Source organism: Burkholderia sp. AU15512 (genome assembly GCF_002223325.1).
Lineage (GTDB): Bacteria > Pseudomonadota > Gammaproteobacteria > Burkholderiales > Burkholderiaceae > Burkholderia.
On sequence record NZ_NKEX01000005.1, the window covers coordinates 111,878 to 131,699 of the forward strand.

Annotated in this window: 21 protein-coding genes; 12 read left to right on the plus strand and 9 right to left on the minus strand. The window is 65.9% G+C overall.

From position 1 onward, the window contains the following. The first annotated feature begins 218 nt into the window (after positions 1-218). The 3 genes from CFB43_RS37780 to CFB43_RS17995 all read left to right on the plus strand — a co-directional run bounded on the left by CFB43_RS37780 (position 219) and on the right by CFB43_RS17995 (position 3,555). On the plus strand, positions 219-770 hold the full coding sequence (locus tag CFB43_RS37780) for a hypothetical protein (RefSeq protein ID WP_144023070.1): 552 nt from the start codon (positions 219-221) through the stop codon (positions 768-770). 53 nt (positions 771-823) lie between these two features. After that, entirely contained in the window at positions 824-2,572 is a 1,749-nt protein-coding gene (locus CFB43_RS17990) for a ShlB/FhaC/HecB family hemolysin secretion/activation protein (RefSeq protein ID WP_089495973.1), read from the plus strand. 122 nt (positions 2,573-2,694) lie between these two features. Next, entirely contained in the window at positions 2,695-3,555 is an 861-nt protein-coding gene (locus CFB43_RS17995; protein WP_089495974.1) for a hypothetical protein, read from the plus strand. A gap of 277 nt (positions 3,556-3,832) precedes the next feature. On the opposite strand, the gene CFB43_RS18005 is transcribed toward CFB43_RS17995, so the two are convergent. Continuing rightward, positions 3,833-4,357, minus strand: a complete 525-nt coding sequence (locus tag CFB43_RS18005; protein WP_306427112.1) for an XRE family transcriptional regulator — start codon at positions 4,355-4,357, stop codon at positions 3,833-3,835. A 445-nt stretch (positions 4,358-4,802) separates the two neighbouring features. Here CFB43_RS18005 and CFB43_RS18010 point away from each other — a divergent pair, with 445 nt between their 5' ends. Together CFB43_RS18010 and CFB43_RS18015 are read left to right on the plus strand one after the other, a co-directional pair. Then, positions 4,803-5,606 (plus strand): ABC transporter substrate-binding protein, encoded by an 804-nt coding sequence (locus CFB43_RS18010; RefSeq protein WP_089495977.1) that lies wholly within the window; start codon positions 4,803-4,805, stop codon positions 5,604-5,606. A gap of 39 nt (positions 5,607-5,645) precedes the next feature. Beyond that, positions 5,646-6,494, plus strand: coding sequence for a phytanoyl-CoA dioxygenase family protein (locus CFB43_RS18015; protein WP_089495978.1), 849 nt, complete (start codon positions 5,646-5,648; stop codon positions 6,492-6,494). An 82-nt stretch (positions 6,495-6,576) separates the two neighbouring features. On the opposite strand, the gene hutC is transcribed toward CFB43_RS18015, so the two are convergent. Together hutC and CFB43_RS18025 are read right to left on the minus strand one after the other, a co-directional pair. Beyond that, positions 6,577-7,314 (minus strand): histidine utilization repressor, encoded by a 738-nt coding sequence (gene hutC / locus CFB43_RS18020; RefSeq protein ID WP_069252748.1) that lies wholly within the window; start codon positions 7,312-7,314, stop codon positions 6,577-6,579. A 30-nt stretch (positions 7,315-7,344) separates the two neighbouring features. Further along, on the minus strand, positions 7,345-7,887 hold the full coding sequence (locus CFB43_RS18025; RefSeq protein WP_089495979.1) for a helix-turn-helix domain-containing protein: 543 nt from the start codon (positions 7,885-7,887) through the stop codon (positions 7,345-7,347). Between the two features lie 134 nt (positions 7,888-8,021). On the opposite strand from CFB43_RS18025, the gene CFB43_RS18030 reads away from it, so the two are divergent. The 3 genes from CFB43_RS18030 to CFB43_RS18040 are packed head-to-tail and all read left to right on the plus strand — an operon-like array spanning position 8,022 to position 10,455. After that, a complete protein-coding gene (locus CFB43_RS18030) occupies positions 8,022-8,804 on the plus strand; it encodes an aldolase (RefSeq protein ID WP_089495980.1) in 783 nt (260 codons plus the stop codon). A 50-nt stretch (positions 8,805-8,854) separates the two neighbouring features. Beyond that, positions 8,855-9,751 (plus strand): dihydrodipicolinate synthase family protein, encoded by an 897-nt coding sequence (locus CFB43_RS18035; RefSeq protein WP_089495981.1) that lies wholly within the window; start codon positions 8,855-8,857, stop codon positions 9,749-9,751. Then, complete coding sequence (locus tag CFB43_RS18040; protein ID WP_089495982.1) at positions 9,748-10,455, plus strand: MOSC domain-containing protein; 708 nt, start codon at positions 9,748-9,750, stop codon at positions 10,453-10,455. The genes CFB43_RS18035 and CFB43_RS18040 overlap by 4 nt, the downstream gene beginning before the upstream one ends. Positions 10,456-10,475: 20 nt before the next feature. Here the strand turns inward: CFB43_RS18040 and CFB43_RS18045 are convergent, their stop codons facing one another. After that, positions 10,476-11,240: an SDR family oxidoreductase gene (locus tag CFB43_RS18045; protein WP_089495983.1), complete on the minus strand. Its 765-nt coding sequence runs from the start codon at positions 11,238-11,240 to the stop codon at positions 10,476-10,478. A 402-nt stretch (positions 11,241-11,642) separates the two neighbouring features. Here CFB43_RS18045 and CFB43_RS18050 point away from each other — a divergent pair, with 402 nt between their 5' ends. Further along, positions 11,643-12,347, plus strand: a complete 705-nt coding sequence (locus tag CFB43_RS18050) for a YceH family protein (protein ID WP_089495984.1) — start codon at positions 11,643-11,645, stop codon at positions 12,345-12,347. Between the two features lie 91 nt (positions 12,348-12,438). Here the strand turns inward: CFB43_RS18050 and CFB43_RS18055 are convergent, their stop codons facing one another. Genes CFB43_RS18055 through CFB43_RS18065 form a run of 3 tightly spaced genes read right to left on the minus strand, consistent with a single transcriptional unit; the run spans position 12,439 to position 14,710 of the window. Further along, complete coding sequence (locus CFB43_RS18055; protein ID WP_089496168.1) at positions 12,439-13,704, minus strand: hypothetical protein; 1,266 nt, start codon at positions 13,702-13,704, stop codon at positions 12,439-12,441. Next, positions 13,704-14,156, minus strand: coding sequence for a hypothetical protein (locus tag CFB43_RS18060; RefSeq protein WP_256990040.1), 453 nt, complete (start codon positions 14,154-14,156; stop codon positions 13,704-13,706). The genes CFB43_RS18055 and CFB43_RS18060 overlap by 1 nt, the downstream gene beginning before the upstream one ends. Next, a complete protein-coding gene (locus CFB43_RS18065; protein WP_089495985.1) occupies positions 14,156-14,710 on the minus strand; it encodes a hypothetical protein in 555 nt (184 codons plus the stop codon). The genes CFB43_RS18060 and CFB43_RS18065 overlap by 1 nt, the downstream gene beginning before the upstream one ends. Positions 14,711-15,111: 401 nt before the next feature. Here CFB43_RS18065 and CFB43_RS18070 point away from each other — a divergent pair, with 401 nt between their 5' ends. From CFB43_RS18070 to CFB43_RS18080, 3 genes are all read left to right on the plus strand, one after another. After that, positions 15,112-16,428 carry a lipase family protein gene (locus tag CFB43_RS18070; protein WP_089495986.1) on the plus strand — a complete coding sequence of 439 codons (1,317 nt, stop codon included), beginning with the start codon at positions 15,112-15,114 and terminating at the stop codon, positions 16,426-16,428. Between the two features lie 191 nt (positions 16,429-16,619). After that, positions 16,620-17,750, plus strand: a complete 1,131-nt coding sequence (locus CFB43_RS18075; RefSeq protein WP_089495987.1) for a 3-deoxy-7-phosphoheptulonate synthase — start codon at positions 16,620-16,622, stop codon at positions 17,748-17,750. A 226-nt stretch (positions 17,751-17,976) separates the two neighbouring features. Beyond that, positions 17,977-18,405, plus strand: a complete 429-nt coding sequence (locus CFB43_RS18080) for a PRC-barrel domain-containing protein (RefSeq protein ID WP_089495988.1) — start codon at positions 17,977-17,979, stop codon at positions 18,403-18,405. A gap of 55 nt (positions 18,406-18,460) precedes the next feature. On the opposite strand, the gene CFB43_RS18085 is transcribed toward CFB43_RS18080, so the two are convergent. Together CFB43_RS18085 and CFB43_RS18090 are read right to left on the minus strand one after the other, a co-directional pair. After that, complete coding sequence (locus tag CFB43_RS18085; protein ID WP_089475879.1) at positions 18,461-18,976, minus strand: Ohr family peroxiredoxin; 516 nt, start codon at positions 18,974-18,976, stop codon at positions 18,461-18,463. 25 nt (positions 18,977-19,001) lie between these two features. Then, complete coding sequence (locus CFB43_RS18090) at positions 19,002-19,757, minus strand: SDR family oxidoreductase (RefSeq protein ID WP_089495989.1); 756 nt, start codon at positions 19,755-19,757, stop codon at positions 19,002-19,004. Positions 19,758-19,822 lie beyond the last annotated feature (65 nt).

A 19,822-nucleotide genomic window follows, 5' to 3' on the forward strand; every position in this document is an offset into this window, starting at 1 on the left:
CATTTGTAACAGACATGATTGCAATGGGGAGGCTGGTGGGGTTGTGGGTGGTGAGTCGATGACGTTTTCGGGGTACAACGTCGATCGATCCGGTTTGCTGAAGGCAAGAGGTCAGGGCGATAGCGTTTTACGTAAGCTAGCCGGGGACGGTGATCTCACTATCCGTATCGAATGGGTGAAAGTTTTTTAATATTAAGAAAATTGATTTTTAAGTCATCGTGAAAATAAAATTCATTGCAGCGCTTCTCTCCCCGCTCCTTGGTGCATGTTCCGTGCTTGCCCCGGATCTCGCGAGTGAAAATCAGGGATTGAAAGGTCAGGCTGCCGAGAGCTTGGAGCAGTTCTATGGGGCTTACCAGGTGGCCAACATCAAGGGGCGAAGCTGGGACGTATCAACGGTGTCCGTTATCCGGGGCGATGCTGCCGGAAATAATCTCCCAGTGTTTCGTCTCTACAGGAAAGACGGTACGCAGTTCGACACAATCACGCCGCGAGTGTGCGAGACGTCCGATGCACGGAGAAGACCCGAAGGTAGCAACGGGACCTACGTGAGATGTGGGTTAACTGGAATGATGTCCAATGAACCTTTCATCGTCTTCGATAACTTCCCGATGGTAAGTCGGTCAAGTAATCTTCTTTTCAAGGAGAAACCGTTCGAAATCAAGCCGGGTGAGTATCGCTTGTTCCTTGCTTATAAGCACGGTGGTTCCGCAGACTTTGAGTTGGTTCGCGTCAACGGTGCTGGCACGAACAAGCCGACAGTAAAGTGACCGCCACTACCATAGTGACTCCCCGCGTGGTTCACACGGTAACGAGCCTCTCCATGAAGCCAATGGTAATGACGCTGGCTTTGGTTTCGCTATCGGCTGGCGCGCAGCAACACCCGCCGACGCCGGCCGATGCCGCAGCCGCTGCACGCGCGAATGCCGAACAACAGCAGCAGTTGCAACAGCAACGCGACGCGCAGCGGCGCGAAGCAGTGATCGACGCGCCGACGGTACGTTCGGACGTCTCGCGTGTCGAGATCCATCCCGCCCTGCCGGAAGAAACGCCGTGCTTCCCGATCGACCGATTCACGCTGGATGTACCCGAGGCACTACCGGATGGGGTGAAGGCCCAAGCCGCATCGGCACTGCCGCAGGACCGCTTTGCGTTCGCGCGCGACTGGCTCGATCACTACGTCGGCGCCTGCATCGGCAAGCAAGGCGTCGATACGCTCGTCAAGGGCCTGTCGCGGGTCATTCTGTCGCGCGGCTACGTCACGACGCGTGTGCTGCTGTCGGAACAGGACCTGTCGTCCGGCACGCTGACGCTCGTACTGATCCCCGGTGTGATCCGCCACGTGCGTTTCACCGACGAAAAACTGCGCGGCACCTGGAAAACCGCCTTCCCGACCCGCGCCGGAGAACTGCTGAGCCTGCGCGACCTCGAGCAGGGGCTCGAGCAGATGAAGCGCGTATCGAACCAGGACGTGTCGATGCAGATTGTTCCGGCCGACGTGCCGGGCGAAAGCGATGTCGTGCTCGACGTAAAGCGCGGCAGGCCGTGGACGGTGGTCGCGTCGATCGACAACTCCGGCACGCGCGCGACCGGCAAGCTGCAGGGCAACCTGTCACTCGGCATCGACAACCCCCTGGGCCTGAACGACGTCTTCAACATCGGCGTGAGCCAGGATCTCGAACTCGGCGACAAGGGACTCGGCTCGCACGGCTGGAACGGCTTCTATTCGATCCCGTGGGGCTACTGGACTGCGACGCTGTCCGCATACACGAACACCTACTACCAGCAGATCGCCGGTGTAAACCAGACCTTCGTCGCAAGCGGTAATTCGAAGACGGTCGACCTGAAACTGCACCGTGTGCTCGCACGCAGCCAGAACGACGTGCTCGGTGCGCAGATTCGCCTGTCGCGCCGTTTCGGCCAGAGCTTCATCGAAGACACGGAGATTCCGCAGCAGCGCCGCAACAACACGTTCGTCGAGCTGGGCCTGACCGATCGCCACTACTTCGGCGGCGCCCAGTTCGACGGCACGCTGGCCTACCGGCAGGGCGTCGGCGCATTCGGCGCGCAGGACGACATCCTCGCTTTCGGCGGCGGTCCGACTTATCGCTATCGGATGGCCGTGCTGGACGGCAACCTGTCCGTGCCGTTCGCGATCGCGCGGCAGCCGCTGCGCTACGTGACGACGGTCCACGGCCAGTACACGGGCAACACGCTGTACTACATCGACGATCTGACGATCGGCGGCCGCTGCACGGTACGCGGCTTCGACGGCGAGACGATGCTCGCCGCGGCACGCGGCTTCTACTGGCGCAACGAACTGCAGGCGCCGATCGCCCAAACTGGGCACGCTGCCTATGCGGGTCTCGACTACGGACGCGTGTGGGGTCCGCAACCGGTCGCGCTGGTCGGCACGCAATTGGCAGGCGCTGCGATCGGGATCAAGGGCAGCGTCGGCACGCGGTTCGGTGCGTACGCCTACGACCTGTTCGCCGGCACGCCGGTCTATAAGCCGTCGGGGTTCGACACGGCACGCGTGACGGTCGGCTTCCAGTTGACCTCGCAGTTTTGATCGTTGAATCGACGGGCGATTTCAGTGCTGTCCGGCACATCTGCGCGTCGCCGTCCGCGAGGCGACGTCGCCTCGTCCTAACCACACCTCCCCATGAGTGGGGAAACCTGGAGAACCATACGATGCAGGAATTCTTTCGCTCCCCCCGTCTTCTCGCGGTTGCGCTGATCACGGCAACGCTGTCCGCGTGCGGCGGTGGAGACGACGGCAGCACACCCGGTACGGGATCGTCCTCGTCGTCCTCATCCGAAACCACTGCCCCGTCTGCACAAGCCGCGTGCAGACCGAACGGCAGCTTTACCTATTCCGGTTCCGCGTCTTCGGTTACAGCCAGCAACGGACAGTTCGCCGTGGTGGTTGTCCCGAGTCTGCCCACGGAGTATCAGAAAGGCCGAAATTTCACGGCACCGGCGGCACCGGCCTCGAGCCAGGTTCAGCAAGCAAGCGGTGCGTTTACCACGCTGGCCTCCTCGGCCGCGGCAACCGATTGCCTCGGCCTCGACCACGGCATGGTGACCGACATCCAGGGTGTGGGCAGTGACGTCGCGATTGGTCGATGGGTTCAAGCCATGGACACGGACGGCAATACCTACAACATCCAGCAGGGCGTCCACTACGCGGTCGGCACGCCGCTGTCGTTGTCGGCGACGAGCGGAACGCTGGTCTGCACGCAATTGATCGCGGATACCGTCGCCAATAACAACGGCGGCCCGGCCGGCACGCTGGGAACGACTTCAGCCACGCTCGATCTGGGCACGCGCACGCTGAACGACCTGAGCCTGTCGATCAATCTGGCCAATACCCCGTACACGCTGACGAAGTCCCAGACGCCATTGAATGCCGCTTCGACCGAGGGACAGTTGTCCATCCAGTCGGTTGTGGTGGGACATGACATGGCGCAGCCGATGGTGGCGCTCGGCTACTCGGCAACGCTGCCGAATACGCAGGGGATTGGCGGTGTCGTGGTGTTGTCGTGCCGATGACGACGCCTGCGGTTGCAGCAACAACACGACGCGTGGCAGCGTCGTCGTCGCGCCCGGCGGATTCGGGGGAGGACAAGGCATTGACGGCGTTCCTCATGGACCAGATCGCATCGATCCTGTCGGAGCGTCACGAACCGCGTCCCCATTGCCCGCGATGTAGCGGTAGCCACATCAGCAGCGCGGGATTCAAGGTGCGGCAAGTCAGTCGGCGGCCGATGTTCGAGTGCGTGACGGAACAGGTGCTGCCACCGGCCGTCGGGTAAAGCACCCGGTGTGGCTACCCCCACACTTCCCGAGAAAGATGCAGATCCTTCGACCACGCGGCGAGACTCTTCCAGATGTTCCGCAGCGGCGTGCCTGAGCGCTCGGCGGCTTCCTCGGCGGCTTTCACCACCACCGGCAGCGGCACTTCGTCGAGGATGACGGAAAACTGCGATTCATATCCCGTCGGAATCCGTCCGGTAGCCAATGCGTCGGCCAGCAGCCGTTCGGTCAATTCACCCTTGTAACTGACGTTTGAACTCACAACGGCCTTGTAGAGACCGTTTTGCGGCTGCCGCGGTAGCGCAAGGAGTTCGATGCCGAGCACGCTGAGCAGCGTAATCAGCTTGTTGACGCCGAGATCCTTGACTTTGCCAGATTCGAGCTGGTTCACGGTGAGGCGAGACAAGCCGGCGAGTTTCGCAAGTTGGGCCTGCGTGAGGTCGAGTTCTGCCCGCCGTTTTGCGACAGCCTGACCAATTTCATAGCGTTGCGTGGCGACCTCCTGCCGTGGGGTACGGCGATCTTCTATGTAAGGTATGTCTTACATCTCTGGGCGGGTTTTCGTCGTCGGGGAATTCCACCGTGGTCTAGGGCGCATCGCCCACACCGCTGGACACGCTTGGTCAAGACCGTGATGAGATCGCCGCTATAGACATCGTCACCCTACAGATATCGGGAAAATCACGCCCTGTGGCGGGCGTGCGTCGCACAGGGTAAACACCGCAAAGAGCCAGAAAAATCCCGCCAGACAGCCCTTTTGTAAGCGCAACCCAATTTTTCCTCCCTGATTTTGGCCCCCCGCGCACCCGCTACTCACCCCACCCCCATTTCCCCCGCTTGCGCACAAAAATTGAGCGGTCTAGACTGCATCGCAGTTTCATCGAAGTCCCTGTCTTTCGCGCACCGCGCCGGGTGATCCGGCGTAACGCTCCCCACCGGACGCCGGCGTTCACCCGCCGCGTCGAGACCATCAAGGACACGCCATGAACCGCACTGCAAAGCTCCTCGTTACCGCGCTGGCGTTCGCGCCGCTCGTGTCGTTCGCGCAGGACACGTCGACGATCCGCTGGGGCATCGACCCCACGTATCCGCCGTTCGAGGCGAAGCAGCCCGACGGCTCGCTCGCCGGCTTCGACATCGACCTGCGCAATGCGATCTGCGAGCAACTGCATGCGAAGTGCGTGTGGGTCGAGCAGGGCTTCGACGGGATGATTCCGGCGCTGCGCGCGCGCAAGTTCGACGTGATCATGTCCGCGATGACGGCCACCGACGAGCGGCTCAAGCAGATCGACTTCTCGAACAAGCTGTATGCGTCGCCGGGTGCGCTCGTCGCGCCGGCCGGCTCGACGCTGCTGCCGACCGCCGCGTCGCTCGCGGGCAAGCGCGTCGGGATCGACCAGGGCACGACGCAGGAGGCGTACGCGAAGGCCGAATGGGCGACCAAGGGCGTGACGATCGTCTCGTACCAGAACCAGGACCAGGTGTACCAGGATCTCGTCAACGGCCGCCTCGACGCGACCTTCCAGGACAAGACGCAGGCCGGCTACTCATTCCTGAAAACGCCGCGCGGCAAGGGCTATGCGTTCGCGGGCCCCGACGTGACCGACGTGCGGATCACCGGCTACGGCGTCGCGATGGGTGTGCGCAAGGGCGATGAAGCGATGAAGAAGAAGCTGAACGACGCGATCGTCGCGATCCGCGCGAACGGCACGTACCAGAAGATCGCCGCCAAATATTTCGACTTCGACATCTACGGTGCGAAGCAGCAACTGACGTCCGCACCGTGAATCAGTGATTCCGTGATTCACTCCATCGACAGGCACACCATGACGAGTATCCAGGACCGCGTCGCGCAAGCCGTGACGCCCGAACTGATCGCCGCGTTCCGCGAGGAAGGCGCGGTCTGCATCAAGGGCATCTTCTCGCCCGACGAAGTCGCCGCGCTGCGCGCCGGCATCGACACGAATCTCGCGCAGCCGAGCGAGCGCGCGAAAGTCGCGAGCCGGCCCGACGATCCGGGCTGGTTCTTCGAGGATTTCTGCAACTGGCAGCACAACGACGCGTATCGCGACTTCATCGTGCGCTCGCCGGCGCCGTCGGTCGCCGCCGCGCTGATGGGCACTGAGCACGTGCGACTGCATCACGACCACCTGCTCGTGAAGGAGCCCGGCACGCGGCAGCGCACGCCGTGGCATCAGGATCAGCCGTACTACAACATCGAAGGCGACGACAACGTCAGCATGTGGATTCCGGTCGATCCGGTGCCGCTCGAATCGACGCTGGAATTCGTCGCGGGCTCGCATCTCGGGCCGTGGCTGATGCCGCGCACGTTCATGGACAAGGAAGCGAAGTGGTTCCCGGAAGGGAGCCTGGCTGACTTGCCCGACATCGAAGGCGACCGCGCGGCGTTTCCGATCCGCCACTGGGCGCTCGAGCCCGGCGACATGGTGTGTTTCCGGATGCTCACGCTGCACGCGTCGGGGGGGACGCAGAACCGTCGGCGCGCGTTCTCGATCCGCTTCGTCGGCGACGATATCCGTCACGCGCCGCGCCGCTGGAAGACGTCGCCCGATTTCCCGGGGCTCGCCGAGCAGCTGCCCGATGGCGCGCCGCTCGATCATCCGCTGTTTCCGGTCGTGTGGTCGCGTGGCGCGGGGCAGGCCCGCGCGATCTGACGCGGGCGGGTGTGCGTGACGGACGCGGCGGCCGCTTTCCGACGAAACGGCCGCCGCGCGCTTTTGTCCTTGGGAAACAGGATCAGGTCGGGTGGCGTCCGGCGCCCGGCTTGAAGCGCGAGCCGAGCCGGTAGCGGTTGCCCGGATGCAGGAAGTGCACGAACGTGACGGGCTGCCCGTTCGTCCAGGTGCGGCGCGTGAGCGTGAGGCACGGCTCGTCGGCGCGCATGTCGAGCAGCCGCGCCTGTTCGCCGGTCGGCAGCGACGCATCGACGACGTGCTCGATCTCCAGTTCGTCGTGCGACACGTTGTTGAACAGGTACTCGGACGGCGGCTCGACCTGGAAATCCTGGTCGATGAAGCCGGGCGCGGCGGCCGGGTTCACGTAGCGATCCTCGAGCTGGATCGGGCGGCCGTTTTCCTCGTGCACGCACACCACGTGAAACACCGGCGTGTTGACCGGCAGGCCGAATGCAGCCGCGACATCGAACGACGCGGGCTCGCTCGACTGGCTCAGCACGCGGCAGCGATATTCGTGCCCGCGCGCGCGGATTTCGTCGCGGATGTGCGCGATCATCAGCAGGTTCGACTGCGGCTTCACTTCGGCGACGAACGTGCCGACGCCCGCGATGCGCTTCAGCACGCCTTCCTCGGTCAGCTCGCGCAGCGCGCGGTTGACCGTCATGCGTGCGACGCCGAACTGGGCGGCGAGATCGAGTTCGGACGGGATGCGGTCCCCGGGGCGCCAGTCGCCCGCTTCGACGTTCTGGCGAACGAGCGTCTTGATCTGCTGGAACGGTGCGGTGGCCTTCGTGACCATCGGGGATCCTTGCGCGAAAAGGTGACGATGCTAGTCGTCGTGACTGACGATGACCAGGATCTCCGCCTGCGCGGTGCCGAGGCTGCGCGTGCGGTGCGGGATGAGTGCGTTGAAATAGACTGAATCGCCGGTCTTGAGTTGCACCGTCTCGTTCGGAAATTCGATTTCGACGCGACCCTTGTGCACGAACAGGAATTCCTCGCCTTCGTGCTCGCGGAACGTCGACGCGACGAATTCGTGCGGCGGATGCACGACGAACGGCAACATCTTCTTCGGCGCGACGCCGGCCGCGATGCTTTCGAAGCGGTGGGCCTGGCTGTCGGCTGCGGCGCCCATCGCCGTGCGCTCGCCGGCGCGCGTGACCGTGATCAGCTCGCGATTGCGGCTTTCCGAGAACAACTGCTCGACGTCGACGTTCAGTGCCTTCGATACCTTCAGCGCGACCGCGATCGACGGCACGCTCAGGCCGCGCTCGACTTTCGACAGGTAGCTCTTGGTGAGGCCCGTCTCGTCGGCCAGCACGTCGAGCGTCCAGCCCTTCTGTTTTCTGAGCAGCTTCAGGCGAATCGTCATGGGGCGCCAGGTGTCCTTCGAAAAACCGATTGTAACGCATGACACTATGTGTCCTGTGGTGTATCGTGTGTCATGTTTTGCCGGGAAAGCGGCCGCGGACGGCGCGACCGACCCGATCCATTCAGGAGGTGAACATGGCGGAAACGCTGAATCTGGCGAGGGAGGCGCTGGTCGCGCTGGCGGAGCGGCGTCTGGACAACGCGGTGGGCGACAGCGGCTGGTCCGCGCGGCAGAAGCTCGCGCTCACGTGCCGGATCCTGTTCGACGCCGGTCACGATTCGGGCCTGGCCGGGCAGATCACCTGCCGCGCGGGCGAGGCCGGCACGTACTACACGCAGCGGCTCGGGCTCGGTTTCGACGAGATCTCGGCGGCGAACCTGCTGCGCGTCAACGAGGATCTCGACGTCGTCGACGGCGAAGGCATCCCGAATCCGGCCAACCGGTTCCACACGTGGATCTACCGCGAGCGCCCGGACGTGAACTGCATCATCCATACGCATCCGGCGCATGTCGCGGCGCTGTCGATGCTCGAGCAGCCGCTCGTCGTATCGCACATGGATACCTGTCCGCTGTACGATGATTGCGCGTTCCTGAAGGACTGGCCCGGCGTGCCGGTCGGCAACGAGGAGGGCGAGATCATCTCGAAGGCGCTCGGCAGCAAGCGCGCGATCCTGCTGTCGCATCACGGCCAGCTCGTGGTCGGCAAGACGATCGAGGAAGCGTGCATTCTCGCGCTGCTGATCGAGCGGGCCGCGAAGCTGCAACTGCTCGCGATGGCGGCCGGCGAAATCAAGCCGGTGCCGCCGCCGCTGGCGCGCGAAGCGCACGACTGGATTTCGAAGCCGAAGCGTGATGCGGTGACGTTCGACTACTACGCGCGCCGGGCATTGCGGACGCATCAGGATTGCGTCGCATGAGCGGGCGATTCGTCGTTCTCGTCTCAGACCATCATTGAGGAATACCTATCGTGTCCATCCTGCTGAAAGGCATCATTGCCTACCCGGTTACGCCGTTCTCCGCTGACGGCGGCGTCGACCTGAAAGCACTCGAAGCGCTGATCGAGCGGCTGATTGCCGACGGCGTCCACGCGATCGCCCCGCTAGGCAGCACCGGCGAAAGCGCGTACCTGTCCGACGCCGAATGGGAGGCGGTCGCCACCGCGTCGATTCGTGCGGTGAAGCGGCGCGTGCCGACCGTCGTCGGCATTTCCGATCTCACCACGGCGGGCGCGGTGCGCCGCGCGCGCTTCGCGGAACAGGCCGGCGCCGATGCGGTGATGGTGCTGCCGGTGTCGTACTGGAAGCTCGCCAACGACGAGATCGTCGCGCACTATCGCGCGATCGGCGCTGCCATCGGCATCCCGATCATGCTGTACAACAACCCCGCGACGAGCGGCGTCGACATGTCGCCCGACCTGATCGCGTCGATCTGCCAGACCGTCGACAACGTGACGATGGTGAAGGAGAGCACCGGCGACATCGGGCGGATGCACCGGCTCGCGCAACTGAGCGACGGCGCGATTCCGTTCTACAACGGCAGCAATCCGATGGCGCTCGCCGCGCTCGCGGCGGGTGCGGCCGGATGGTGCACGGCCGCGCCGAACCTGAATGCGGCGTTGCCGCTGGCGCTGTTCGACGCGATGCAGGCGGGCGACCTGGCGCGCGCGAGGACGGTCTTTCATGCGCAGCTGCCGCTGCTGCAGTTCATCGTCAACGGCGGGTTGCCGGTGACCGTGAAGGCCGGGTTGCGCCTGCGCGGCTTCGATGCCGGCGAACCGAGGAAGCCGCTGATGCCGCTCGGCGACGCGCGCACGCGCGAACTCGAACGCCTGCTCGCGGCGCTGCCGGACGGAGTGACGACATGAGCGATACGGCACGACCGCTGATCTCGACCGCCATCGGCGCCGTGCGGGTCGGCAAGTGCCGGCCGCTGGCCGACACGCCGCACGCCAGCGCGATCGACAAGCAGCCGGTCGGCGCGCGTCTGTGGCTGGGCACGCTCGGCTTTGCCGGCGACGAGCAGGCCGATGCGCGGCATCACGGCGGCCCTGACAAGGCGGTGCACCACTATGCGCACGATCACTATGCGTGGTGGTCGGCGCAGATCGGCACGCGTGACGTGCTCGCGCAACCGGGCGCGTTCGGCGAGAACCTGTCGACGCACGGCGTGACCGAGCACGACGTGTGTCTCGGCGACGTGTTCACGCTGGGCGGCGCCGTGCTTCAGGTGTCGCAGTCGCGGCAGCCGTGCTGGAAGCTGAACGCGCGTTTCGATCATCCGCGGATGGCCGCGCTCGTGCAGCAAAGCGGCCGGACCGGCTGGTACTACCGCGTGCTGCAGGAAGGCTGGGTGGAGTCGGGTGACGTGCTGGCGCTGCATGAGCGCCGCTACCCGCGATGGCCGCTGGCGACGGTGCTCGACGTGCTGTACCGGCGCACGCTCGACATGGCCGCGCTCGATGCGCTGTGCGACGTGCCGATATTGCCGCCCGGCTGGCGCACGATGCTCGAAAGGCGCCGAACGGAGCGGCAGGTCGAAGACTGGACGAAGCGGCTCGAAGGGCGATGACGCGCCGCGTGCCGCGTGCCTCAGTGGCTCGGCAGTTCCCGCACGTCGGCGGTGGGCACCGAGCCGAACGCGTCGCTCAGCGCATAGCCGATCAGATGTCGCGCGGCCGCCTCGGGCGTCGCGAGTGCACCGCTCGCCTTCAACTGGTCGAATTTCTCGCGCATCGGGAAGTTGTCCTCGCTGGTCGAGCGGATCGTCGCCTGCATGCCCGTATCGACGACGCCCGGCGCGACGCTGCAGATCCGCAGCGCGCGGTTCGCGTCGAGCGCGACTGCGCGCGCATGGTGATCGAGTGCGGCCTTGGTCGCACAGTAGACGCTCCAGCCCGCATACGCGTTGCGTGCCGCCCCGCTCGACACGTGCAGGATCCGGCATTCGGTCGTGGCCCCTGCCGCTTGCGTGAGCGCGGCCGACAGCATCAGCGGCGCCGCGACGTTCACGCCAACCGCGCGTGCGACGATTGCCGGATCTTGCGCAGCGAGCGGGCCGATCGGGTCGACGATGCCCGCGTTGTTGAACAGCAGCACGATCGACGCGCCGTCGACGAAGCGGCGCAGCGTGTCGCCGGCCAGCCAGGCTGCGACGGCCGCCGGGTCCGACAGGTCGAGTTCGATTTCGGCGAAGCGGTCGCCGGCTTGCGACGCGAGCGAAGGATGGCGGCTGCGCGACACGCCGAGCACGGCGACGCCTTCCAGCAGCAGTTGCTCGGCGAGCGACGCGCCGAGGCCGCGCGTGTGTCCGGTGACGATGGCGCGTACGTGCGGCGCGGAGGAGGATGCGGTCATGGTGGTGAGCGGGTCGAAGAGGTGAACGGGATGAGCGGCGTCGACGAGCGGTGCGCATGCGTGGCGGCGTGGCGTGCGGGACGGACGATGCGTGGTATTGCGTGCGAAGGCGGTCGCGCGGCGCCGCGGACGTCGGGGTGACGCATATCGTAGCGCCCGCATGCGTGTCGCGCAAACGCCGCCGCGCGGGCGGAGGCGGAATCCGCGGTGCTGCGTGTATCCGACGCCGCGCGGCGCGGGCTCGCCGATACGTTGGACGAAAGCCTGCTGCGGCAAGTGCACGCGCCGGCACGCCGCGCAGCGCCGGGCCACGCGACGCGAGCTATCATATGGCTCGCCCGTGCGCGATGCCGGACGGGCCGCGACCGTTTCCCTTCACCTGCTGCACGCTGCGACGCCACCATGAACACCACGCCGGATACGCCCACGCCACGCGCCCTTCGCGAACTCACGCCCCTCGAGGCCCGCATTCTCGGTGTGCTCGTCGAGAAACAGCACACGGTGCCGGACACCTATCCGCTGTCGCTGAATGCGCTGACCGCGGGCTGCAACCAGAAAACCGCGCGCTCGCCGGTGATGAACGTGAGCGAGGATGAGGTCACGACCGCGCTCGACGGACTGAAGCACCTGAGCATCGTGATGGAAGGCAGCAGCAGCCGCGTGCCGCGTTTCGAGCACAACATGAACCGCGTGCTCGGCATTCCGAGCCAGGCGATCGCGCTGCTGACGATCCTGCTGCTGCGCGGCCCGCAGACGGCCGCCGAACTGCGCCTGAACAGCGCGCGCCTGCACGGTTTCGCGGACATCTCGTCGGTCGAGGCGTTCCTCGACGAACTCGCGGCGCGCACGCAGCCGCTCGTCGTCCGGCTGCCGCGTGCGCCGGGGGCGCGCGAGAACCGCTGGATGCACCTGATGTGCGGCGAAGTGAACCTGGCCGACTTCGCGAGCGCGGAGGCCGGCGGTGCGGATTCCGTGCCGCCTTCCGAATTCGAAGCGCTGAAGGCGGAACAGAAGCGCCTCGCGGATGAAGTGGCGCGGCTGAATGCGCTGGTTCTGCGGATGGCCGGCGAGCTGGGCATCGACGTCGACGCGCAAGGCGCGTCCTGACATCAGCGGCTGCGGGGCGTATGCATCGCCCGGCCCCGTCGCCACACGGCCGGGCCGGTGCGCGATGTGGGCACCGCCACGCACCGCCGTGTTACTTCAGCTTGACACCCGGTACGAGATAACGCGAACCGCCCGGTTTCAGGATCGGTGCCAGCGCCGCAAAAGGCGCATCGAGTTGCGGCCCGAGGCAGGCGCCCATCGCGTGCCCGATGCCGGAGACGCTGAACGACAGCTTGCCGGGCGCATCGAATTCGAACGCCAGATATTGCGGGAACACATCAGCACACGCCGTCGAATCGCCGTCGCCGTCCGTCGGGTGAGCGCCAGATTCGGCCTTGTCACGCAACCGCGTAATGAAGTTCACCAGCGCGGGGCTCGCTGCCGGTTCGCCGTCCTTGCCCGCCGCAGTCGCGTCGATCACGCGATCCCAGTCGAGATACGTACCACGCAACAGGTCGAACGTGACCGGATCGTAGTGATTGTTCGGATGGGCGCCGCCGCAGTACGTACTGCCCGATTCCACGATGCCGAGTGCCGCAGGTGACAGCCACGTGACCGTCACCTGTTCGTCGTCGAAGCCGCCGAGCGAACCGGCGGCCGGCCCGTCGTCGGAATAGCGGGTCGACGCGCATTCGAGCGCGGCGAGATTGATCTGCCAGTGCTGCTGCTCGAGCAGGCGGTTGACCCGTGCCATGACCGCCGGATCGGGATGACGGCTCAGACGCGGATACATGAGCTTCGTGCGCGGGTCGCGCCACATCCGGTACGCAACGGTGCCGTCGCCGATCTCGGGGCCTGCGGGCTGCGCGTGCCCGGCAAGCTTCAGCGTCGCATAAGGCGCCTGCCGCATGTCGATGGCCACGCCGCTTGCGATACCGCTGCCGACGCCACCGGCGATGCTGTTGGTGACGGCTTCGACGGCACCGGGCGCAACCGCATCGGGATCGTATTCCGCAACGCGCCGCAGCGTGAAATTGCGTGACTTGCCAGAGCGCGCATCGATCCAGCGGCCGCGATAGCCGGCCTTGTCCCGCGTGCCCTGCCAGGTGGCCGCGGCATGATCGAAATCGGCTTGCTGGCCGAATCCCAACGAACTGCGGGCATCGTCCGGCAACTGCGATCGCACGAGCGGTTCGACCAGTTGCGCGGGCGTGCCGTGCAGCGGAATATCGACGCCGTGCTGCGCATAGAAGTAGCGGCCCGAGAGTGAACCATCCGCAGCCGGGCGATCGTCGAGTTCCATCACGACGGCGCCGGCGCCTTGCAGCGTTCCTTCGTAGACCGTGCGCGGCGCGGCATCGACACAGCCCGCGCGCAGCGCGAACAGCACCAGCACGAACCGGATCAGCGGGCGCATCACCAGCGGCACCCGGTTTGTTCGGACGCGTCGACGTCCAGTACCCTGCCGAACGCGGTCTGCTTGCCGGTGCGCGCGCTGGTGTAGGTCATCGAATAGATCATCGCGCCTTGCGACATCATCTCGTACCGCCCGTTGATCCTGCCGTCGACCATCTCGACCCAGGTTGTCGTGAACTGGTGCGGGCGGCCCTCGGCGAGCACTTCCTCGTCCACGTGCTCGACCACCAGCGGCAGCGCCGTTTTCGCTTTCGCATAGCGAACCATGCCGCCTGACCAGCCGACGGCGTCGTCGTAGTAGGTGCGCATCTCGAAGCGCACGGGCTTGTCGCCGTCCGACTTGAAGCAGTACACGTCGGTGGAGACCTTGGCGAACGCGGGCAGCGACGCGCAGAGCAGCAGGGCGGCAAGGATTTTTTTCATGATGAGCCGGTGAAGAATGAAGTGCGGCATCAACCTAGCACGATCCGCGTCGCGCCTGCATCGACGAGCCGGAACAGCAGATCCTCGACGGCCGTCTCGGGCGCGGAGCCGAGATCCGCATTGACGCGCCACCCCTGTTCCGTGCGAACCGGTTCCGACAGGTAGTGAGCGATGCCGTGCAGGCCGTCTTCGGCCGGCGTGTTCTCGTCGTCGACGTCGAACCACGCGAAGAACCACGCCCTGAACGCCTCGACGGCCGCGCTTTCGTCGAGACCATCGGCCTCGATCGCAGCCCAGTCCCACACGAACGGGCGGATCGACACGGCCGCCGTTTCGAGGTCGAACGCCAACGGCTCGAATGCCAGTTGCGTGGCGGAATCGACCATCGCCGGCTGGCCGGCCGATTCGCCTTCCGTGGCAATGAGGTCGGCCCGGCACGGCAACGCGAGCGGCCCTTCGGTGGCGAGCGTGCCGTCGGCCCGCCGGTAGGCCGGTTCGACGATCACGGCCGGTTGCGCCGCCGCTTTCGCGAGCAGGTCGGCATACGGTTGGCGGATGGCGCGGAGCAGTTCGGAGACGGTCATCGTGGCGTATCGGTTGGGCAGGGGCGATCGGTTACAGGCAGTCAGTATGCGGCGCGGCCGGCATCGCACGACGGGGCCTTCGGTACCGGACAGCCGTGATCGTACGGCACTTCGACAACACGCGGACAGTCGGCCGAATGGCCTGCGCCACCCGCATCGCGCGGCGGCCGATTTAGACGTTTACCTTCAAACAATCGAAAACGCCCGTCGAGCGCGCGCTCGTTGTGCTTCAATTCATCCGGTTTGTAGTCCTACTAAAATTACAGGTTCGGAACAGGCCGGATTACTCATTCACAGGAGACAGTCGATGGCTCGGAAACGGTTTTGAAGCGGCACACGCGATGGTCTGCAACACCGCGAACTTCCTTCGATGAAAGCAGGTTATCCCAGGGGCCCCAACCATGTTCTCAAGACGTTTCATGATGGCCGCGGCAGCGATGTCCGCCGCGTTGGCCATCACCGCGCCGGCAGCCAGCGCCGCCGCGCCGATCCCATCCGACCCGTTCTACACGTACACCGGCACCACGCCGTTGGCATCGATTCCACCGGGCACGGTGCTCAAGACGCGCAACGTCACCTACCACGTGGCCGGCATCCCCACCGCGCTGACCGCGCAGCAGTTGCTGTATCGCACCCATAACGCGCTGAACCAGCCGGTCGTCAACGTGACGTCCGTGATCCGGAGCCCGGTCAGCAACGGCCAGGCCATCTCGTACCAGTCGGCCTACGATTCGCTGAATCCGTACGACGAGCCGTCGCAGGTGATCGCCGGCGACCGTGACGTCACGAAGATCATCAACGTCGGCACATTGCTCTACAGCGCGGAATCGATTCCGCTGTCGACGCTGCTGCTGCTCGGCTACAACGTCATCGTGCCCGATACGGAAGGCCAGACGGCCGATTTCGCCGCCGGCCCCGAATACGGGATGACGACGCTCGATTCGATCCGCGCGGCGCTCAATACGCCGTCCACGGGCCTGAATCCGTCGAGCAAGGTCGCGATGATCGGCTATTCCGGCGGCGCGATCGCGACGAACTGGGCCGCTCAGCTCGCGCCGAGCTATGCGCCCGAGATCAACAGGCAGCTCGTCGGCGCGGCGGAAGGCGGCGTGCTGGTCGATCCCGCGCACAACCTGCGCTACGTCGACGGCAGCATCGTGTGGGGCGGCGTGGCCGCGGCCGCGCTGGCCGGGCTGTCGCGCGGCTATGGCTTCGACCTGACGCCCTATCTCAGCGATACCGGCGTCGCCGTGTTCAAGGACATCCAGAGCCAGTCGCTCGCCTACATCCTGCCGAAGTACACGGGGCTGCACTGGGGCACGCTGTTCAAGCCGCAATACGCGAACGACATCAACAGCATTCCCGTGTACGTGACGTATGCGAACAAGGTGAATGCGGGGCTGGCCGCCTCGCCGACGATCCCGATGTTCATCGGCCAGGGCACGGCCGGCGCGCTCGATGGCACGTTCAGCAGCCAGGTGGGCGACGGCGTGATGATGGCGTACGACGTGCGCGCGCTGGCGCAGAAGTTCTGTGCCAGCGGCACGCCGGTCGTGTACAACGAGTATCCGCTCGAACATGCGGGCGCGATCGTGCCGTGGGTGGCCGGCATGCTGCCGTGGCTCTACGACCGTTTCAACGGGAAGGCCGCGCCGAGCAATTGCTGGCTGACGTCGCTGCTACCGAGCAATTCGCTGGCGCCCGAGACGCTGCACTAGCCGCCACGCCGCGTGCGATGCGGCGCGTGTCCGGGCGACCCTCCGCGGGTCGCCTTTTTTTTCGCCTGTTGATCTGCGTCGCGCTGCGGCAAGGGCGCCGCGTCGGTCCCCCCGCCGCAGCCCGCCACCGTCCCGTCCGGGTGCCATAATCGAGCCTGCCCATCATTCCAGACGTCCCCCGGAGAATCACCATGCAGAACCTCGACAATCCTTCCCACGATCGCGAGGTAGGCAGCGCCGACGCGACGCAGGACACCACGCGCATCGACGACGTCCGCATCGGCGCCGTGCGCCCGCTGATTTCGCCGGCGCTGCTGCTGGACGAACTGCCGGTGCCGGCCGCCACGCAGACGCTCGTCGAGGACACGCGCCGCGCGATCGGCGACATCCTGCACGGCCGCGACGACCGGCTGCTGCTCGTCGTCGGCCCGTGCTCGATCCACGATCACGACCAGGCACTCGATTACGCGCGCCGCCTGAAGATCGCCGCCGATGCGCTGAAGGACGACCTGCTGATCACGATGCGCGTCTACTTCGAGAAGCCGCGCACGACGGTCGGCTGGAAGGGCTACATCAACGATCCGCGCCTCGACGGCAGCTTCCGCATCAACGAAGGGCTGCGCGCCGCGCGGCAACTGCTGCTCGACATCAACGCACTGGGCCTGCCGGCGTCGACCGAATTCCTCGACCTGCTGAGCCCGCAATACATCGCCGACCTGATCGCGTGGGGCGCGATCGGCGCGCGCACGACCGAGAGCCAGAGCCATCGCCAGCTCGCGTCGGGCCTGAGCTGCCCGATCGGCTTCAAGAACGGCACCGACGGCGGCGTGCAGGTCGCGTCCGACGCGATCGTCGCCGCGGCCGCGAGCCATGCGTTCATGGGGATGACGAAGATGGGGATGGCCGCGATCTTCGAGACGCGCGGCAACGACGACGCGCACGTGATCCTGCGCGGCGGCAAGAACGGCCCGAACTACGACGCCGAGCATGTCGAGGCGAGCTGCGCGGTGCTGCGCAAGGCCGGCCTGCGCGAGCAGGTGATGGTCGACTGCTCGCACGCGAACTCGAACAAGTCGCACGACCGCCAGATCGACGTCGCGCAGGATCTCGCGCGGCAGCTGTCGCAGGGCGAGCAGCGGATCGTCGGCGTGATGGTCGAGAGCCATCTCGAGGCCGGCCGCCAGGACCTGAAGCCGGGCGTGCCGCTGAAGTACGGTGTGTCGATCACGGATGCGTGCCTGAGCTGGACGCAGACGGAGCCGGTGCTCGACGTGCTGGCAGCGGCGGTGCGGCAACGGCGTGCGCAGTCGCGCAACGCGTGACGAGGGCGATGTACGCGATTCGCTGCGGTGTCCGTAATGTCGCCATGGCAAGAGGTGGCTGACAGCGGCTGCGTCATCACGTCCGATGCAGCGTTTCGCGAGTGGCGCTAACATGGGCCGGTGTGATGCGTCGTACAGAGGCCTTTTCGTTTCACGCGGCGCATGCACGGAGGCGGCTTGGCCGGCCGCCGACACCGACAACAACCGAACCGGAGTACATGACAGCATGGCTTTCTACAAGACCCTCATCGCAGCAACCGTCCTCGCCTCGAGCGTCAGCGCACATGCGCAGATCGCGGGTGCGCAGCCGCTCAGCGTGACCGTCGAGCAATCGCAGGCGCTGCTCGAAGGCTGGAGCGTGAAGAAGAGCGTGCTCGGCAAGGCCGTCTACAACGACGAGAACCAGAAGGTCGGCACCGTGCGCGACCTGATCGTCGCGCCGGACGGCTCGGTATCGGCGGCGATCGTGTCGGCCGGCGGTTTCCTCGGCGTGGCCGCGCATGACGTCGCGGTGCCGATCGCATCGCTCGACGTGCGCAGCGGCAACATCTACCTGCCGGGCGCGACGAAGGATGCGCTGAAGGCGACGCCCGCGTTCCAGTACGCGAAGGTGCCGTCGCCGCCGAAGCCGAAGAAGGTCGACGACAAGCACTGAGCCAGCACGGATTGGCAATACCCGGCGCGCAACGCGCCGGGTATTTAGTTTGCGGTCAGCCGTTCGACGGATCGTCCGGAGGCGCGAGCGCCACGATGTGGCTGATGCCTTCGTGCGCCATCTTCGTATAAGGGCTGAAGCGCTCCGTATTGCGGACGAGTTCTTCCGCCACCGTGCGCTCGACGCCCGGCAGCTGCACGCGAATGTTCGCGTTCAGCATGAACAGCCCATCCACCGGATCGCGGCAGAAGTCGACCGATGCACTGACCGACGCGCCGGCGATCGACACGCCGGCCCGCGTGGCGAGCAGGCTCAGCGCCCCATGAAAGCACGCTGCATAGCTCGCGGCAAACAGCTGTTCCGGGTTCGGGCCGTCGCCCGGGCCGCCCAGTGCGGACGGCAGGCGCAGCGCCACGTCGAGGCGGCCGTCGTCGGAACGCGCGACACCCGATGCGCGCCCATGCTCCGCCGCCCCGCCCGTGACGGTCACCGTCGTCGAATAGAGCGTCTGCGGTTCCCGCCCGCGATACTTGTCGAGCAGCGAGAGCGGCGGTGGCCGTAGCGGCGTCATGGCGTGCGCGATCCTGCGGTGCGGCTCAGCGCGCGGGCTGGTTTTTTTTGAACCACGTATCGAAGGTCGTCGCAGCGAGGCGCGCGCCGGGCGCGGGGGCGAGCGTGTCGTCCTGCAGTATCGCGCCGAAATAATCGGCGCCTGCGTCCCTGACCACCGTGCGCGGGTCGTGCGTGATCTTCAGGAAATGGTCGACCAGGTCGGCGATCCGCACCCGATCGGGGCCGCCGATTTCGGCAATGCCGTTGCGCGGTGCGTCGAGCGCGACATCGGTGACGGCGGCCGCGACGTCGTCCGACGCGATCGGCTGGAAGAACGCGGTGGCCTGCCGCGTGGTGTCGCCATCGGCGCTCGCCTGTGCGATCGCGCCGACGAATTCGAAGAACTGCGTCGAGCGCACGATCGTGTACGGCACGCCTGCTGCGCGGATCAGGTCTTCCTGAATGAGCTTGCCGCGGAAATACGCGCTTTGCTGCAGGCGGTCGGTACCGACCACCGACAGCGCGACGTGATGGCGCACGCCCGCCGCGCGCTCCGCGGCGAACAGGTTGCGCCCCGACGTCTCGAAGAATGCCTTCACGGCCGCTTCCTCGAACGACGGCGAGTTCGCGAGATCGACCACGACGTCCGCGCCCGCCAGTGCGTCGCCCAGCCCCGCGCCCGTGATCGTATCGACGCCGGTCGACGGCGCTGCCGCCATGGCGTCGTGGCCGCGAGCGATCAGGTTCCTGACGACTTTGCTGCCGATGAGGCCGGTACCACCAATCACGACGATCTTCACGATTGCTCTCCTTGAACGGGCGCGCGGGAGGCGCGCCGCCTGAATCGGTCGAAGCCGGCGCGCAT

Excerpts from the sequence above, each read along its gene's own strand:
- hutC (WP_069252748.1), bottom strand. The coding sequence starts at position 7,314 with ATGGTCACGAAGGCCACCGCACCGTTCCAGCAGATCAAGACGCTCGTT.
- CFB43_RS18015 (WP_089495978.1), top strand. The coding sequence starts at position 5,646 with ATGACGAGTATCCAGGACCGCGTCGCGCAAGCCGTGACGCCCGAACTG.
- CFB43_RS18055 (WP_089496168.1), bottom strand. The coding sequence starts at position 13,704 with ATGCGCCCGCTGATCCGGTTCGTGCTGGTGCTGTTCGCGCTGCGCGCG.
- CFB43_RS18085 (WP_089475879.1), bottom strand. The coding sequence starts at position 18,976 with ATGACGCCGCTACGGCCACCGCCGCTCTCGCTGCTCGACAAGTATCGC.
- CFB43_RS17995 (WP_089495974.1), top strand. The coding sequence starts at position 2,695 with ATGCAGGAATTCTTTCGCTCCCCCCGTCTTCTCGCGGTTGCGCTGATC.
- CFB43_RS18080 (WP_089495988.1), top strand. The coding sequence starts at position 17,977 with ATGGCTTTCTACAAGACCCTCATCGCAGCAACCGTCCTCGCCTCGAGC.
- CFB43_RS18040 (WP_089495982.1), top strand. The coding sequence starts at position 9,748 with ATGAGCGATACGGCACGACCGCTGATCTCGACCGCCATCGGCGCCGTG.
- CFB43_RS18030 (WP_089495980.1), top strand. The coding sequence starts at position 8,022 with ATGGCGGAAACGCTGAATCTGGCGAGGGAGGCGCTGGTCGCGCTGGCG.
- CFB43_RS18065 (WP_089495985.1), bottom strand. The coding sequence starts at position 14,710 with ATGACCGTCTCCGAACTGCTCCGCGCCATCCGCCAACCGTATGCCGAC.
- CFB43_RS18050 (WP_089495984.1), top strand. The coding sequence starts at position 11,643 with ATGAACACCACGCCGGATACGCCCACGCCACGCGCCCTTCGCGAACTC.
- CFB43_RS18010 (WP_089495977.1), top strand. The coding sequence starts at position 4,803 with ATGAACCGCACTGCAAAGCTCCTCGTTACCGCGCTGGCGTTCGCGCCG.
- CFB43_RS18070 (WP_089495986.1), top strand. The coding sequence starts at position 15,112 with ATGTTCTCAAGACGTTTCATGATGGCCGCGGCAGCGATGTCCGCCGCG.
- CFB43_RS17990 (WP_089495973.1), top strand. The coding sequence starts at position 824 with ATGAAGCCAATGGTAATGACGCTGGCTTTGGTTTCGCTATCGGCTGGC.
- CFB43_RS18025 (WP_089495979.1), bottom strand. The coding sequence starts at position 7,887 with ATGACGATTCGCCTGAAGCTGCTCAGAAAACAGAAGGGCTGGACGCTC.
- CFB43_RS18045 (WP_089495983.1), bottom strand. The coding sequence starts at position 11,240 with ATGACCGCATCCTCCTCCGCGCCGCACGTACGCGCCATCGTCACCGGA.
- CFB43_RS18060 (WP_256990040.1), bottom strand. The coding sequence starts at position 14,156 with ATGCCGCACTTCATTCTTCACCGGCTCATCATGAAAAAAATCCTTGCC.
- CFB43_RS18075 (WP_089495987.1), top strand. The coding sequence starts at position 16,620 with ATGCAGAACCTCGACAATCCTTCCCACGATCGCGAGGTAGGCAGCGCC.